Genomic DNA, 14028 nt, shown 5'->3' on the forward strand with positions numbered 1-14028 from the left:
AATGGTCTGGGGTATGGTTTCCGCGATTCTCGTCGTCGGAATCGTCGTAGCCGTCTTCGTCGGATTCAATATCGGCGGCTCGTCCACGGGAATCGCCTGGGGGCCGGCCGTCGGCGCGGGAGTCATCGGAAAGACGGCGGCTGCGGCGCTCATGTCGGTTTTCGTCTTCGCCGGCGGCTGGACCGTCGGCCGTAACGTCATCGAAACGATGGGCGGCGACATCGTCCCCGCCGACATCTTCACGCTGCAGGCGAGCATCGTCGTGCTCTTTTTTATCGGGCTGGGGATGCTGGTCGCGAACCTCTTCGGCGTCCCCGTCCCCACGTCGATGACAGCCGTCGGTGCCATCGCCGGTCTCGGGCTCGCGACCGGCACGCTCGACATGGCCGTGATGGGGCGGATCATCTCGTGGTGGGTCGTCACGCCGATCCTCGCGTTCTGGATCGGCGGCATCGTCGGCCGCTACTTCTACCCACACCTCGATCGCTTCTTCGAGATCCGCCAGTCGGCCGGCCCGTTACTTACGCTCGAGCGCTCGGGTCCCGTTCCGAGACCGGTGATGGGTCCGGGAACGACCCCCAAGGAGCTCGCGACGACGATCCTGATCGTCATCATCGCGTGTTACATGGCCTTCGGTGCGGGCGCGAGTAACGTCGCGAACGCGGTCGCCCCACTGGTCGGCAGTGGGGCGCTCGATATCGCCGGCTACGACGGCACCGACGTCGGCATCGCGATCGGAGCGATCGCGATCAGCTTCGGCGGGTTTACCATCGCCCGGCGCACGATGGAGGCGGTCGGCAACGACCTCACCGAACTCCCGCTGCTGGCGGCCCTGATCGTCGCCGTCACCGCCGCCTCGATTACTACCTTCCTCTCGTCGATTGGCATCCCGATCAGCCTCGTGATGGCGACCGTGATGACCATCGTCGGACTGGGCTGGGGGCGGGCCAGCCGCACCGCGACGATCACCGGCCTCGCACGGGGGGAAGAGGAACTCGAGCTCTCGATGAACGTCCTCACGCAGGAGACGCCGGCGGAGGTGCCGAAGATCGGCGAGGAGGAACCTGACGACGTCATCGACGCGGACGATCTGGTCAGGCCGGACGCCGTCGCGCGGTTCGTCGCGTTCTGGATCATCGGTCCCTCGGCGTCGGCCGGACTGGCGTTTGCGTTCTTCCTCGTCGTCCCGGTTTGAGTTCCGGTTGTCACCGCCGGTCACCAGTCGCGATTCCCTCCTCGAGACGCGGCCGGCGGATCGGCCGTCGCTCGGCCGCCTGCCCCGGATTCCGAACGCGGCGGCTACTCGACGTTCCGTCGACTTCGCCGACGCATTTCTGTTTCCCTCTCTCGTTCGGATGCAGATCTTCTCACGAATGCGGGCATTCTTCCCTTCGCACTGGTAAATTCTGACTCAAAGACAATTTAGGACTGAACAGCAAGCTATACCAGTACGGGACTCGAACCGGCGATTGATGCCCACGGTAGAATACCTCAACTACGAAGTGCTGGATGACCAGGGCTGGGACATGGACGACGACGATCTCTTCGACGAGGCCGCCGACGCCGGTCTCGACGACGAGGACTACGGCACACTCGACGTCGCCGAGGGCGAATACATCCTCGAGGCGGCCGAAGCCCAGGGTTACGACTGGCCGTTCTCGTGTCGCGCTGGCGCTTGTGCGAACTGCGCGGCAATCGTCAAGGAGGGTGAGATCCAGATGGACATGCAGCAGATCCTCTCGGACGAGGAGGTCGAGGACAAGAACGTCCGCCTGACCTGTATCGGGTCGGCCGAGACCGACGAGGTCAAGATCGTCTACAACGCGAAGCACCTCGACTACCTGCAGAACCGCGTCATCTAACCCTGAAAGTGGGCCCATTGTGGTCCCACTCTGGGTTTGGCGCTGTACTGCACAATTCACAAAACACTTTCTAACGGGCTATAGCCCTGAAAGCCAGCAGATACGGATATTCTCGGCTGATAGCTTCAAATTACATTTCGACAAGAAGCTGCACCGCGCGGAATACCTCAGATTCGGTGTTCGTATCGTTGATGACCCGATGAGCAAGGAGAGGGGGTCAGGAGAACACTAATGCCCCATTCCTGAGAATAAAATATCATGTCTAACTGTGGGCAACCAGAAGACGTTGTTGAGCGCGGGAAGGCGGACTGGGGTTCGTTTGAGGAGGTGGGCTGGACCGAGGAAGAGACCGCGCATCTCATCGCTATCGACCGTCGTGAGACCAAGGCTATGTTTGGGGGTGTTGCCCCAGGTGAGCGATGAGCAATATCCGTGCGAAGATTGAGTCTGGCGAGTCGCTCACTGGTGTTGAGCGTGAAATACTCCTCATCCGTCTGGAATCCTATCGGTATCTCTGCGCGAGGCTCCCATTCATCATCGAGGAAGCTCGCCAAGAGGCCGTCTCAGATGCGCGTGAACGGCTCGAAGAGAAAGAGTGTGCAACGGACACGCCGGTCTCGACGTTAGATGCGGTTGAACAATTCGTTGATGAGATTGGCACCAACGTGAACGACGAGGAAGACGAGAATCCGTTCAGATTCCCTTCGCGCCCTGAGAAGCGGCGAGATGGTCGTCAATGACTCCGTAGATACCTCTATTTTGGATAGGATGCGTCGAGATAGGGGATTCCCCTGTCTCGTGATGGTCGGACTCTATGGGTGCTGTGGGAGCCTCATTGGGGTTGTCTCGTAGAGGATTCATCCCCGAGGCTCAATAAGGGGACTCGGGAGGGTGGATAACCTCCTCGTGAACCCTGTCACGTCCCTTTGTACTCACCGATGGTCTCACGAGGGTCTACGACGATGCACCTTTGCACCCTTGTCAGGTATTGTATAGAATGAGCGAAGATATTGACATTAGGAGTGAGGTAGACCGTGCAGGTCGGCGGTTTATTGCAGCGATAGAGTATTACGGCGGAGAGGCGACGATGACGGAAATTCGCCAGCGGACAGGGATGGACTGGGATGTCGCAGACTGGAGGTTCCGCAAGTTCGAGGACTACGGTCTCATTGAGGTCTCGTACGCGGACCACGGGCGCGGTGACCGCGACCCTCCCCGAGTCGCCAAGCTGACTGGGAAGGCGCGCGCTGAGGTTGAGCGCGGTCTGCTTTACGACATCGACCAGGCGCGCGACTCAGAGGAAATTCACGACCTGGTGGCCGAGGTGCGAGCAATCCGGGAGGACATCAACCGATTGGAGAATAAGGTGGATGCAGCAGTCGATACGCTCCACACCGTCGAAGCACAGGTTAACGACCTCAATGGCGACCTTGACTGGATGATGGGAGAATGGGCAGATGGTGTAGAATCGTCTTTGTTTGGTATCCGCGATGCACTTGAAGCCGAGGACATCGGCGTGACCGAAGCCATCCGCGCTCGTTGCGACTGACGGTGCTCCTTTACGAGGTTTGTCTGAAATAAGACCAAGCTCACATACTCTACTTCACGAAAGGCGAGATGAACAGAGAACCATCTTAGTGGGACAATCTGTTCGCATACGTAGTTGCTGTTCAGTACAGGTAAGACAGTGACCACCAAGGGATTCGTTAGCTGAGATTCAAGCAGAACCGATACACATCCTTTTAGTCCTGTGACTCAAAGCAGAGTGACATGGATGAGGGGGCTGAGACCGACGTGGAAATTCTCTTAGTCGAGGATAATCCCGGAGACGTTCGGTTGATTAAGGAGGCCCTTGACGAGACAAATAGCACCCTTCATATCACAAGCGATGGGAGGGAAGCACTCGACTTCCTTCATCGCCGTAATGAATTCACCGATGCCCCTCGCATTGATATTATTCTTCTGGACCTGAACCTACCAAAAGTGGATGGGAGACAGGTTCTTGATGAAATTCGAAATGATTCTGAACTGGATGACATTCGAGTTATCATCGTAACCAGCGCACAAGAGGAACACACCACTTTTGAGCAGGGTGAGCTTGATGTGAGTGATTTTCTCACCAAACCTGCTAACCCTGAGGAGTTTATGGCTCTCGTTCGCTCAAGTATTTTCGACTGATGTGAAACTATAGTTTCTTCTGTTCAATACGCACACGTAGTTACCGAATCGCCTGTTTCAGTTTCAGTGGATATAGAAATCGCGGTACTATCTGCTGGAATGAATGAAATGCCCGGGTACGTTCGGGTAGTCCGATAAGTTCATGCAGTGGGGGTTAACAGCTCATGTCATCTAATGGCGAGGGAAAATACGGATTTGCCGTTTGGGGACGCATTCTCGCCCGCGCAACTCGATACTGATGACGACGAGGAGCTTATTGCCATCCTCAAACTCATCAAGGAGTACGAGGGCCGCCCCGACGACTTCGATAAGGCGATTCAGGAGCGATTCTTCCCGTCAATGGACCGCGCGAAGAACGTGCGGCTCGGCGTCGGCCCGGCAGGATACCAAATCGTTGACGAGGATTTTCAGTTCACCGAGCTTGGTGAGGAACTCTACGGACTCAAGGACGACTCTGACGCACTATACGACCGATTCGCACAACATATCCTGCGGAATCTCCACGGCTTGAAGGGCATCGAGATTGTCGAAGACCTCGAAGCCCAGGGGCGTTCAACGACGAATGATGACCTGAAGCGCGAGTTTCGCGAGCAGTACGATTTCCACATCGACGAGACCTCGAATCACTGGTCTCAGATGCGTGCGTGGCTGGCGAAAGCAGGCGTCGTCAACACTGGGACGCACATCTACAAAATTGACCGGACACGCATCGAGGAGCTAATCGGTCTTGGGTCGGACGACATTCTCGAACTTGATGGGCTGAGCGACCAGCAACAAGCATTCCTGCGCGCTCTCGCACTCATTAATCCGAAGGGACGAATTCAGAATAGCGTCGTGAAGCAGGTTGCGGAGGAAGCTTACGGCGTCGATATATCCCAGAGTAACATCAGCCGACGCACGCTCAACCCACTCGAAGAAGCGGGCTACATCAAGTGGGAACACGTCTCTGGGAAGGCGAATTGGATTGAAACGACGGATAAGTTCGAAGCCGAGATTCTCAAACCGATTCTCGATGACCTCGCGGGGCGGACTGGCGTGCCTCGCCACGTTCTCCGGCTCTCCTTCGATGAGCTACTCGACGACCTGGATGCCGACAGTACTCACGAGAAGGGTGTCGCTCTGGAAACACTGGCCGTCAAGATTGGGCGTCTCCTCGGGTTGACGTTCGTCGGGTGGCGTGTGCGCGGTCGCAAGACCGGCGGCTCCGAAGTGGACGTGGTGATGGACGACATCGGAGAGTTGTTCAATCGGGTCCAAATCCAGTGTAAGAACACGAAGAGCCAGATTGAGACGAAGCACATCGCCCGAGAGGTCGGAATCTCACGGATGCTCCAAACAAATACGATTTTGATGATTGCTCGGGGCGGCGTATCTGGTGATGCTCGTCAGTTCGCGAACCGAGTTATGCGTCACGAAAATATCGCGGTGATGTTCCTCACAGGGGACGACCTTGAGGAGCTTGACCAGAACACCACCCACCTCCACCACGTCCTACAGGGCGGGTCCCGACGGATTAGTAACCTCAAGCGACTTGGGGAAGCCGAGTACGTTGAGGATGAGGACGAAGAGATTGTTTCGAGCAGGGAGGAAGAGGCGTTGGATAAGTATCAAGAGGAACTCGAAAAGTTCCAAGAATCGACGGAAGACGCTTCGTTAGGCGACTTTAAGTAATCGACTTTTCGATTAATTATCTATCTGTACCGTGAGGACTAGCTCTCCGTCTTTGACTCCTTTCCACGTAATCTCAGCTTCCTTATTGTAAAGGAGGTTCCCCTGATTCGAAAGGGCGTTCTCAAGCAACAACTCTCCCGTAAACGGTACTTTGACTTCATATCGATTATCACTGATTTGGGTTGCCGATAGTTCTCCAGCCACATCGATATTGTAAGTCTCTAATCCAGCTTCTATGGCATCTCGAACGTCAGTAGGGGTGTTGTCGGACATGGTGTTGTTAGTCGTCGTTTTGCTCGACGCTGGCAAAATCCCCAAAGTCAGTCTGGTCGTCGTCAACCATCTGTTCGATTGCTGCCATCTCCATGAATCTGAACTGCGAGGTCTGGACGTATTTTTCCTGCCGTTCAAACGCTAACCAGTTACGTCCATAGTCAGCAGCTACTCGCCCAGTGAGATTGCTTCCGGCGAAGATGTCCAGCACGATAGGCTGGTCGTCTTCATCCTCGTACGGCGGGTTCTCGGTCAAGAATTTAACGAAGAACTCTGGGAGGTCTCGCGGGAAGCGCGCCGGGTGCGAATCTACACCCAATTCACGGCAGGCCTTCAAGTAGTGAGTGTTCGACGCCGTGTTCGCAGCTTCGATAAGATTGTCAGGGATACTCCCTTCGCCGTTCTCCGGTTCGTCGAATTTGTCGCTGATGTCGTGACCAGAAGGACGTTTCTTGTCCTTGTAGCCGTTCTCCATCAGCTTCTTCTGCGAGTCGCTGTACTCTTGCAGAACACGGGTGTTGTCGGCCTCGGGTCGTTCGCCATCTTCGCCCTTGCTAAACCACCAGACGTGGTTTACGGCGTCAGTCACACGGATGCGTTCAATAGTGACCCACTGCGCAGGCGTAGGGAGCTTTGCAGGGTTGTGCCAATAAAAGTCCTGAGCAAGCTCAAACGGGCCGTCTGAGCCCGCGAGCGCGGTTAGCAGTTCGAAGTGGTATAAGTCCCGATACGGCTCTCCCTTGGTCCAAGAGCCCCCGATGTCCACGACGAAGGACCCATCGGGCTTAAGGACTCTCTTGACTTTCTCTGCAAATTCGAGGAACCACTCGTTGTATTCCGCAGCGTCCTTGTTGCCGTACTCCTTCTTGCGTTTCAAGGCGAACGGCGGTGAGGTCATCACGAGGTCGATGGACTCATCTGGAAGTTCATCGAGAAGCTCGCGGCTATCACCGTGATAGCAAGCCCCTCCTTCGGCGGTGTAGTACGCCTCGGAGTCCATCAAATCTGTTACGCCAGGTACCTCCTCCATTAAACTGGTCCTCTCGGGTTCTGTTGTAGATTGCGCCATGTCTAACTTAAGGTTTCTACATCGAACTCGTCGTATCGCTGTCCTTCCATTTCGTACGAGTCGTCCGATTGAGTCTGTCAAATCTCATGAGCTGTCCCTAGATAAGTGTTTCTCCCTTGAGCTGATACGCCACTCAATTGACACTATCTTGAGCTGATTTAGTGCCGAGTCAAATCAGAGCCATACGGTACTATCCACCGTTCACACGCTTCGAACCGTAAATATCTGAGATGAATTGACAGTGGAAAGATACCACTCTCTTTACCTCATCAAAATATTGAATAATTGATGCTCGAATATCTCATCGACTACACACTCGTGTGCTTCGGAGTGCTGGTCGCAGGGTTTTTGACCACCAAAATTTCCCTGTACGGATTGCTGACCACGGCAGTCGTGTGGGTCTGTTATACTATGGTTCCCAGTTTGTCCAGTGCGACCGTCATCGGGACGATGTGGCCGCGATTCATCGACCTCTGGACGCTGTATCCGCGCATAATCGAGATGATGCTATCGCAAGGATGGGCTGAGTTCGGGATGCTCGGTGCGGTGATTTACGGACTCATCTCCATTATGCCGCTTTTTCCCTACATCTCGGGCCTCATCTCTGGACTATTTTTCTGGCCAGAACTGATTATCCTACGGGTGCTCTGAGGGGAGTATGACTACCGACAAGTGGGTCTCGTGTCCTGAGTGTGGGTCGCACAACGTTTCAACTACTGTAAGTTCCTCAAACGATGAACCCGAGGTAGAACTCTCGTGTACCGATTGCCGGGCAAAGGTCTCGAACCTCACCGATGACGACCAGGACGCGATGCGGAAATGGCTCGCCTGCCCATCCTGCGACTCACACGACATCAACATCGAGGTCTCGCTCCCGTTCGGTTACGTCGGATGGACGTGCGACGACTGCCTATACGACCCGGGGCGACCACAGACCCAAGACGAGAACGGTGTCTGGCGACCTGAGTAACTCGCGGCGACGATGACCCGATGACCGCCCCCACGAGGTCGTCTCAGTAAGCGCGACCCTCTTCTATTGAGATGGAATCTATGATGGTGTCTCCACGAAGCTCAAGTCAACACCCATATCGCTCTTGACACTGAAGACGAGAGCCAAACACTCGTCTTCGCGAACCGGGAGCGTGGAGAAGTTGATAGTGGAGTGGTTACCGTTTTTGCTGAGAAGTATCTCCCGAATGTCGTTATCACGGTCAGGGTCGAAGCGGCTCCGCGATATAGGACGAATCTCCTGTTCGTCCTCTATTCCGCCGATTAGCAACGTTGTATCGTTCTGTATTTCCTTTGTGATTCTGTTAGCCAACTCGTCGTTGTCTATGCCGTTGAACCAATCTCGGGACTTATATTCGATGATACTGCCCTCTTCAGGGATGACGACACCTTCTGCATCAAGATTCTCAACGCATTTTTCTCCCAATTGACGGAAAAAGTGCGACTCCGGGCCTCCGAACCATTCGGAGGCCGTATCGAAAATGACGTACGATACGATATTCGCCATCGTATCTCCAGTGTCGAAGTTCGATATTATCTGGTAAAGTTCGTTCAGTCGCTCGAAATCACCGTCGGCCTCATTATATACAAGGAACGGACCGATGGACTGCGGTTCCTCAGTGAAATCCGACCCTACGTGGTATAGCCGGGTTTCATCACCGTTGATGAACTTGGAGAGAAGTTCTAATCGCCAACCTGCTGAGAGGTCAATGAGCTTGTCTGCGAAGACAATATTGAATTCATCGTGTTCTTTCTTCAGGACGATTTCGCCGTCCAGTTCCTTTGTTACCTTCGAGTCGTAGTCAATAATATCGCCCTGCCATGCCCCAAGTGATTCGGTGAGGTTCCCATACTTAGTACGGTAGGTCTGTAAGTCGTAGTAGATGTTGTAGAACCCTTGGAGGAACTCGTCTACGGTATCGAATGACCGGCGTCCAAGCTTCACCTGGTCAACCGGGAACTCCTCGCCATCAGGAAAACGAAGAACGCCTGAGACCAGAGTATGCGTCTCGTCCAACAGGAACTTCTCTACGAACTCATCACGAGGATACTGAAAAATGCTTGTTGCATCCTTCTGACGGCAGTATATCTTCACATCGCCCGCTTCCTCAAAGGCAATTTCCTCCGGCTGAAGGCCTAGCCACTCGGAGAACGATTTTGTGTTCTGATTCCGCTCGAAGTGATAAGCAACGATTCCGTCTCGTTCCCTTTTGAAACGGACGTACTTGTCCACGTTGTCCGTATCCAGCAGGCGTTCCAGAACATCCGCTTCCGTCGTAATTGTCTTTTCCTTGGAGTCAGTGTGGCAGATGATAACTGAGTTTGCCACGACGAGAAGCACTGCGTACTTACCGGGTTGGCGGGCCGTAGTGTAGAGGCTGTCGCAGAAATTGTTGATGAGCGAGGAGTCAAACACCTCCGGTGGGTCAGGATAGTTTTCAAGGAGGTGGGTAAGCCACATCTCTGGATTGGCATCTAGTTCGAGGTCGGATTCTACGGAACTAGGTTTAGTTTGACGGTCAAGACCCTTGATGACATCAAGAACATTCCGAACCTCAACCTCACTAGTAAGTGTTTGCTCGGTCAGTTCGGTCCCTTGTACCTCCTTGTATCGGAGGTAAACAGGGTCCGGTTCGGAGTTAACAATTTGGGTCTGACCCATAGTTTACATCTGATGAGTCATGGTGGCGACATAACGTTTTCTGATTATGCCACTTCTGGGAGTCAACAGGTGAAGCAACCTCTCTATGCTGGTGGTTCACGACTTGCTGACCTGACCGACATTCATCCGGGAGGTCTCGTGTGTAGAGCAGGTACCCCAGTGCAAGCGAATTGAGGCAGTCTCCGACGCACACTAACACGGATAGGCGCTCTTTTGCTCAAACCCCTCGTTCTGAAGAATATGGTTGTCGCTGAACTCGTTTTGAAGACTCCCGAACATATCCGTTTTCATAACGATGATACGGCACTCTGCGGGGCAGACTGTAACGACGCAGACGCCCGAGTCGTGCATCACGACCGAGACCCCGTAGCGGATGCCTCGCTCCATCTCTGTCCTGACTGCGAAGATGAGTGGCTCAAGGTTGTAGACACTATCGAGCGCGAGGAAACCGTCCGCTGCGCAGTGGACCGTGCTGAGGACGGAGACATCTGGACATGTTGTGATGTCGTGGCCGCTGAGGACGCCCGTGCGCTCAACCATCCCGACGCTGACGGCCACGTACCAGTCTGCCCAGACTGCTACGAGTGGCTGCTGAGCTATCCAGGGAATGACATCAGTAGTCCCTACGAAGATGCTACTTCGTGGACTGTGGAGTGAAATTCGCGATACTCCGTCAACCTGTGTTACAAATCCAATCGGAGTAACACATATAAGTCATACGACCAATCGCAATGTATGGCAAAGCGAAAGACCCGCAGCGTCAGTCTGCCGCCAGACCTCGATGAGTACGCCAGCCAACTGGACAACTTCTCCGGCTTCGTCCGCGAACAGTTGGAGGAACATCGTGCGGCCCACCAGATGACCGCAGAAGAGCGCATCCAACGGCAGCTTGAAGAGCGCAAAGAAGAGAAGCGTGAAGTCGAACAGAAGGAGCAGCGACTGGACGGCGAAATTGCAGAACTCGAAGCTAAGCTCGAACATCACCGAGGACGGCGTAACGAGACGTACGAAGAGGTCCTAAACCTCTTCCACGGGGTCGTCCGCAAAGAGGAGCAGTATCAGGAGAAGCGCATCAAGAACGGAAAGAACCCGACTGACCTGCCTCGGGATGACCTGCTTGACATCTACCATACGTGCGACCTCCACGCTATCAATCCAAATGGAGTCCCAATCGGGGAGTATGTGACTGATGACCTCGAAGATGCCAGTCTCCCAACCGACGTGTTCCAGACAGGCCGCGACGTAACCGAAGATGAGGTTGATGCTGCCGAAGACCTGTTCAACGGACTGACGCCGCGAGAGGAGCACGAGGTTGAGGCTGCGCTGGACGAGTACTTCGACGGCGAGTAGACACACTTCTTTTCCCGGCCCTAGCGGAACGAGCGTAGCGAGTGAAGCGATGAAGCACTAGCGTACTGAGTTAACCGTGATACTGGTGTGATGTATGCTAACACGGTTTGGTTGTACGAAGGTAGTAGTGCGTAGTGTGTGTTACGTGTTACAGTACTGTAATAATAATACAGGGTAGAGCCATGCTTCGATTTCACGGATTTAGACATAGGTGTAACAATAACACAGCGGTGTAACACGTAACAACGGTGGAGGGACACACTCGCTCGCAGTCGCTCTGTGGTTCAGGAGTAAAAATCATCGCCCGTTCGTTGGAACGGACGGTAAGAGCATCATCAGCATCTTCGAAGTTGGATGGCTAAGGTGTTCCTCTACTTTGTTAGTCGTCGGCGGTCGCGGTGAACGCCGAGAGGGACTCCTGCTTCGCTTCGACCGGCTCAACTCGCTGCGCGAAGTGGTGAAACATAATAGCCTCTCGAATGTGGCGGCAGCGGTGCTCTTCAGGCGTCTTATGATGGATACTCGTTAAACGGTCGTGATAGTCCTCGCACTCGCACTCAACCTCTTCCCACGGGTGGACCTCGTTCTCATCGGCCTCAGTTAGAACGACCTGGAACGCCTCCACTCGATAGTAGTGTTCACGCGGCATCAGTAGTGACGACTGACGCCACCGGTGAGGATAAAGCAGACATCTTCTTTCCCCGTAACTCCTTTGCACGGAACCTGAACCGTTGCACTCCCTCTGCGTCCTTTTTGGTATGGAACACGACCGAGAGTGGGTCCCCAACCAGTACGAACCGTGTGAGGATGAAGACGACCCCGGGTGGCACGTTTGCCTTTGGTGTGGCGCGAAGGTCTATATCGGCGCGGAGAACAAGTCAGATGCTGTGCGCCACGAGGAACGGTGCGAGTTCCGTTAGTCAGGGCCGTACTTCTTTAGGTCGGCCAGTCCTGCACGGTCACCGTCCTCTACGTACTTTTCCTCGGTTATTTTCACCGATTTGTGCCCCAAGGCGCGCGAAATCTCGTAAATCCCCGCCTCCGTCTCGTTCGCAAGATACGTTCCGAGCGCGACCCTGAGGTTATGTGCCGAAATCTTCCAGCGGTTCGGAATCGGCTCGTCATTCTCATCGAGCGGGGCATTCGCATCCGCATAGAGCGCCCTGTTAACTCCTGCGTTGCAGGCGGCTTTGACGACAACCTCGTTGATACTTTCGCCTTCCATCTTCCCACCGGAGCGGTTCACCCATAACCAGCGATTGTCGGGGTCGCCGTTCGTGTACGCATCTCTATCAACGTCTAGCCAGAGGTCCATCAGGCCATCAAGCGACTTTTGCCAAGCGACCGTCCGCTTCGTCCCGTTCTTCGCAACGGATGCACGTACGACGACCTCGCGAGTATCTCGGTTGATGTCATCCAAGGTTAGGTCGGCAGCTTCACCGCGACGAAGACCCGTCTGATACAAAAATCGGATGAGGGTCTGGTTGCGATGCCGGGGAACACCGACGTTTTCAAGCATCAGTTCGATTTCATCCCGACTCGGGGCGTAGTCCTCACCGTCTTCGAGGTGCTTCGACTGTTCCGTACTCTTCGTGATTCCGAACCTGGTTCGCTTCACCTCGTCCCACTTTTCCATCGGGTTGTCGTCGATTTTCCCGCTCCGTCGAAGGTCATCGTACAGGTTGTAGATTTGCTTCCAACGGTTCTGCGGCGTGGTCCCGTTAAACCGCTCTACGAGAGTAAAACCAAGGAGTTTGGCGTGTTCTGCGGTGAAGTCCGTCACTTTCTCCAATCCAACTTCCACCTCTACTTTCTCACCACCGTCCGACCTGCCTTCATCATCCTCTTCGGCGTTTTTGAGGAGAATATCATCATCCGGGTCAACGGGGATTTCATCCAGATAGTGGTCGAACCACCTCAAGTCCTTGATATAGGCTTCAGCAGTTTTCTTACTCCGAACTTCGTCATTTTCATTGGATGACGATAGGCGGAGGTCGCGGGCTCGACGTTGGATTGCAGGGCGACACTCCGAATCACTACGGTAAGTTCGTCTCGGCATTTATTGGGTCTTGTAGTAACGGCGTTCGGAAACTCCGACATTCTCGCTGTACCCTTCCCCTTCGACAGGCACGTCGCCACCTCCTTCGAGTACGTCGTACTGGACATCTGGCTTGAAGTATTCGAGCATCCGAGCGCAGGCTCGACGTGCTACAGGGACATCCACATCGTAGTAATTAGCCCACGCTGACGGGGTTGAGAGCGATTGGGCGAGCGAGTAGTCATCATCGGCTGTCGTGGTACCAACTTCCCACAGACTGGGCAACTCAGAGGCGTCTGTCGCTGTCGGGAGCGACCTGAAGATGTCTCGGGCGAGTTTGTCTATCTCGTCATCGTTGTTCGTGTGCGAGTCGATTGCGAGGATGTGGCTTTCCATCCTATCCAGACGCTCGTGTACGTCCGAGAGCGCAACATCAACCGCATCTGTAATTTCCTCGGAGTCAATGGTTGCCGTTTCCTCGTCGTCTGTTCGGATGTGCCGGAGAAGAGCGAGGCGACCGAAGTCGCTCAACGAGGCCGTCTCGTTACTCTCGTCAAGGTGTTCCTCTATTTCCTCTTTTTCAGAAGGTGTGAGGCGTACTTTGATGGTTTTCGAGCGGTTCGGCATAGTGGATAATCAGACAAATTCCATGATATTAACTGTACCCATTCTGTCCCCAGAATTGAGGTGAGAACCGCGTCATTTAAAGCTGCGCCGTGGCCGCTGGCCACAGACACGTTTTTTCGGAGCCTCTATCCCGTTCACGCGCACTCCCGGCTTTCGGTCTCGCGGCGGTCGGCTCGCGTCCCGGCGTCGACCGTCCGTTCCTCGAGGTCGATCCGAACGGGGACACCGACGCCGCCGGATCGCCCCGTTCTCGAGTCGGGCCGAAAACGTAACGGCATCGCGCTTCGGA

At 54.7% G+C, this 14028-nt stretch carries 17 protein-coding genes; 9 read left to right on the top strand and 8 right to left on the bottom strand.

Annotated elements, in window-relative coordinates; all coding sequences use genetic code 11:
• Positions 1-13 precede the first annotated feature (13 nt).
• From ACJ70B_RS09000 to ACJ70B_RS09025, 6 genes are all read left to right on the top strand, one after another.
• Positions 14-1195: an anion permease gene (locus ACJ70B_RS09000; RefSeq protein WP_408960059.1), complete on the top strand. Its 1182-nt coding sequence runs from the start codon at positions 14-16 to the stop codon at positions 1193-1195.
• 277 nt (positions 1196-1472) lie between these two features.
• A complete protein-coding gene (gene fer, locus ACJ70B_RS09005; protein ID WP_408960060.1) occupies positions 1473-1862 on the top strand; it encodes a ferredoxin Fer in 390 nt (129 codons plus the stop codon).
• Between the two features lie 419 nt (positions 1863-2281).
• Positions 2282-2602, top strand: coding sequence for a hypothetical protein (locus ACJ70B_RS09010; RefSeq protein WP_408960061.1), 321 nt, complete (start codon positions 2282-2284; stop codon positions 2600-2602).
• A gap of 257 nt (positions 2603-2859) precedes the next feature.
• Positions 2860-3411 carry a hypothetical protein gene (locus ACJ70B_RS09015; RefSeq protein WP_408960062.1) on the top strand — a complete coding sequence of 184 codons (552 nt, stop codon included), beginning with the start codon at positions 2860-2862 and terminating at the stop codon, positions 3409-3411.
• 221 nt (positions 3412-3632) lie between these two features.
• Complete coding sequence (locus ACJ70B_RS09020; protein WP_408956665.1) at positions 3633-4040, top strand: response regulator; 408 nt, start codon at positions 3633-3635, stop codon at positions 4038-4040.
• Positions 4041-4214: 174 nt separating this feature from the next.
• On the top strand, positions 4215-5711 hold the full coding sequence (locus ACJ70B_RS09025; RefSeq protein ID WP_408956666.1) for a restriction endonuclease: 1497 nt from the start codon (positions 4215-4217) through the stop codon (positions 5709-5711).
• Between the two features lie 12 nt (positions 5712-5723).
• On the opposite strand, the gene ACJ70B_RS09030 is transcribed toward ACJ70B_RS09025, so the two are convergent.
• Together ACJ70B_RS09030 and ACJ70B_RS09035 are read right to left on the bottom strand one after the other, a co-directional pair.
• A complete protein-coding gene (locus ACJ70B_RS09030; RefSeq protein ID WP_408956667.1) occupies positions 5724-5984 on the bottom strand; it encodes a hypothetical protein in 261 nt (86 codons plus the stop codon).
• Positions 5985-5991: 7 nt separating this feature from the next.
• Positions 5992-7014, bottom strand: a complete 1023-nt coding sequence (locus ACJ70B_RS09035) for a DNA-methyltransferase (protein ID WP_408956668.1) — start codon at positions 7012-7014, stop codon at positions 5992-5994.
• 327 nt (positions 7015-7341) lie between these two features.
• On the opposite strand from ACJ70B_RS09035, the gene ACJ70B_RS09040 reads away from it, so the two are divergent.
• Both ACJ70B_RS09040 and ACJ70B_RS09045 read left to right on the top strand, forming a co-directional pair.
• A complete protein-coding gene (locus tag ACJ70B_RS09040; protein WP_408956669.1) occupies positions 7342-7704 on the top strand; it encodes a hypothetical protein in 363 nt (120 codons plus the stop codon).
• Positions 7705-7711: 7 nt separating this feature from the next.
• Entirely contained in the window at positions 7712-8023 is a 312-nt protein-coding gene (locus ACJ70B_RS09045; protein WP_408956670.1) for a hypothetical protein, read from the top strand.
• Positions 8024-8101: 78 nt separating this feature from the next.
• On the opposite strand, the gene ACJ70B_RS09050 is transcribed toward ACJ70B_RS09045, so the two are convergent.
• Both ACJ70B_RS09050 and ACJ70B_RS09055 read right to left on the bottom strand, forming a co-directional pair.
• The gene (locus ACJ70B_RS09050; protein WP_408956671.1) at positions 8102-9724 is read right to left on the bottom strand and encodes a hypothetical protein; all 1623 of its coding nucleotides are present in this window, start codon (positions 9722-9724) and stop codon (positions 8102-8104) included.
• Positions 9725-9916: 192 nt separating this feature from the next.
• Positions 9917-10282 (bottom strand): hypothetical protein, encoded by a 366-nt coding sequence (locus ACJ70B_RS09055; protein WP_408956672.1) that lies wholly within the window; start codon positions 10280-10282, stop codon positions 9917-9919.
• A gap of 177 nt (positions 10283-10459) precedes the next feature.
• On the opposite strand from ACJ70B_RS09055, the gene ACJ70B_RS09060 reads away from it, so the two are divergent.
• On the top strand, positions 10460-11074 hold the full coding sequence (locus tag ACJ70B_RS09060) for a hypothetical protein (RefSeq protein ID WP_408956673.1): 615 nt from the start codon (positions 10460-10462) through the stop codon (positions 11072-11074).
• 379 nt (positions 11075-11453) lie between these two features.
• On the opposite strand, the gene ACJ70B_RS09065 is transcribed toward ACJ70B_RS09060, so the two are convergent.
• The 4 genes from ACJ70B_RS09065 to ACJ70B_RS09080 all read right to left on the bottom strand — a co-directional run bounded on the left by ACJ70B_RS09065 (position 11454) and on the right by ACJ70B_RS09080 (position 14017).
• Positions 11454-11699: a hypothetical protein gene (locus tag ACJ70B_RS09065; protein WP_408956674.1), complete on the bottom strand. Its 246-nt coding sequence runs from the start codon at positions 11697-11699 to the stop codon at positions 11454-11456.
• 291 nt (positions 11700-11990) lie between these two features.
• Positions 11991-12995 (bottom strand): tyrosine-type recombinase/integrase, encoded by a 1005-nt coding sequence (locus ACJ70B_RS09070; protein WP_408956675.1) that lies wholly within the window; start codon positions 12993-12995, stop codon positions 11991-11993.
• Positions 12996-13133: 138 nt separating this feature from the next.
• The gene (locus ACJ70B_RS09075; RefSeq protein ID WP_408956676.1) at positions 13134-13739 is read right to left on the bottom strand and encodes a hypothetical protein; all 606 of its coding nucleotides are present in this window, start codon (positions 13737-13739) and stop codon (positions 13134-13136) included.
• Between the two features lie 134 nt (positions 13740-13873).
• A complete protein-coding gene (locus ACJ70B_RS09080; RefSeq protein WP_408956677.1) occupies positions 13874-14017 on the bottom strand; it encodes a hypothetical protein in 144 nt (47 codons plus the stop codon).
• Between the last annotated feature and the right edge of the window lie 11 nt (positions 14018-14028).

This window comes from Natrinema sp. 74, assembly GCF_046097095.1.
Taxonomy (GTDB): domain Archaea; phylum Halobacteriota; class Halobacteria; order Halobacteriales; family Natrialbaceae; genus Natrinema.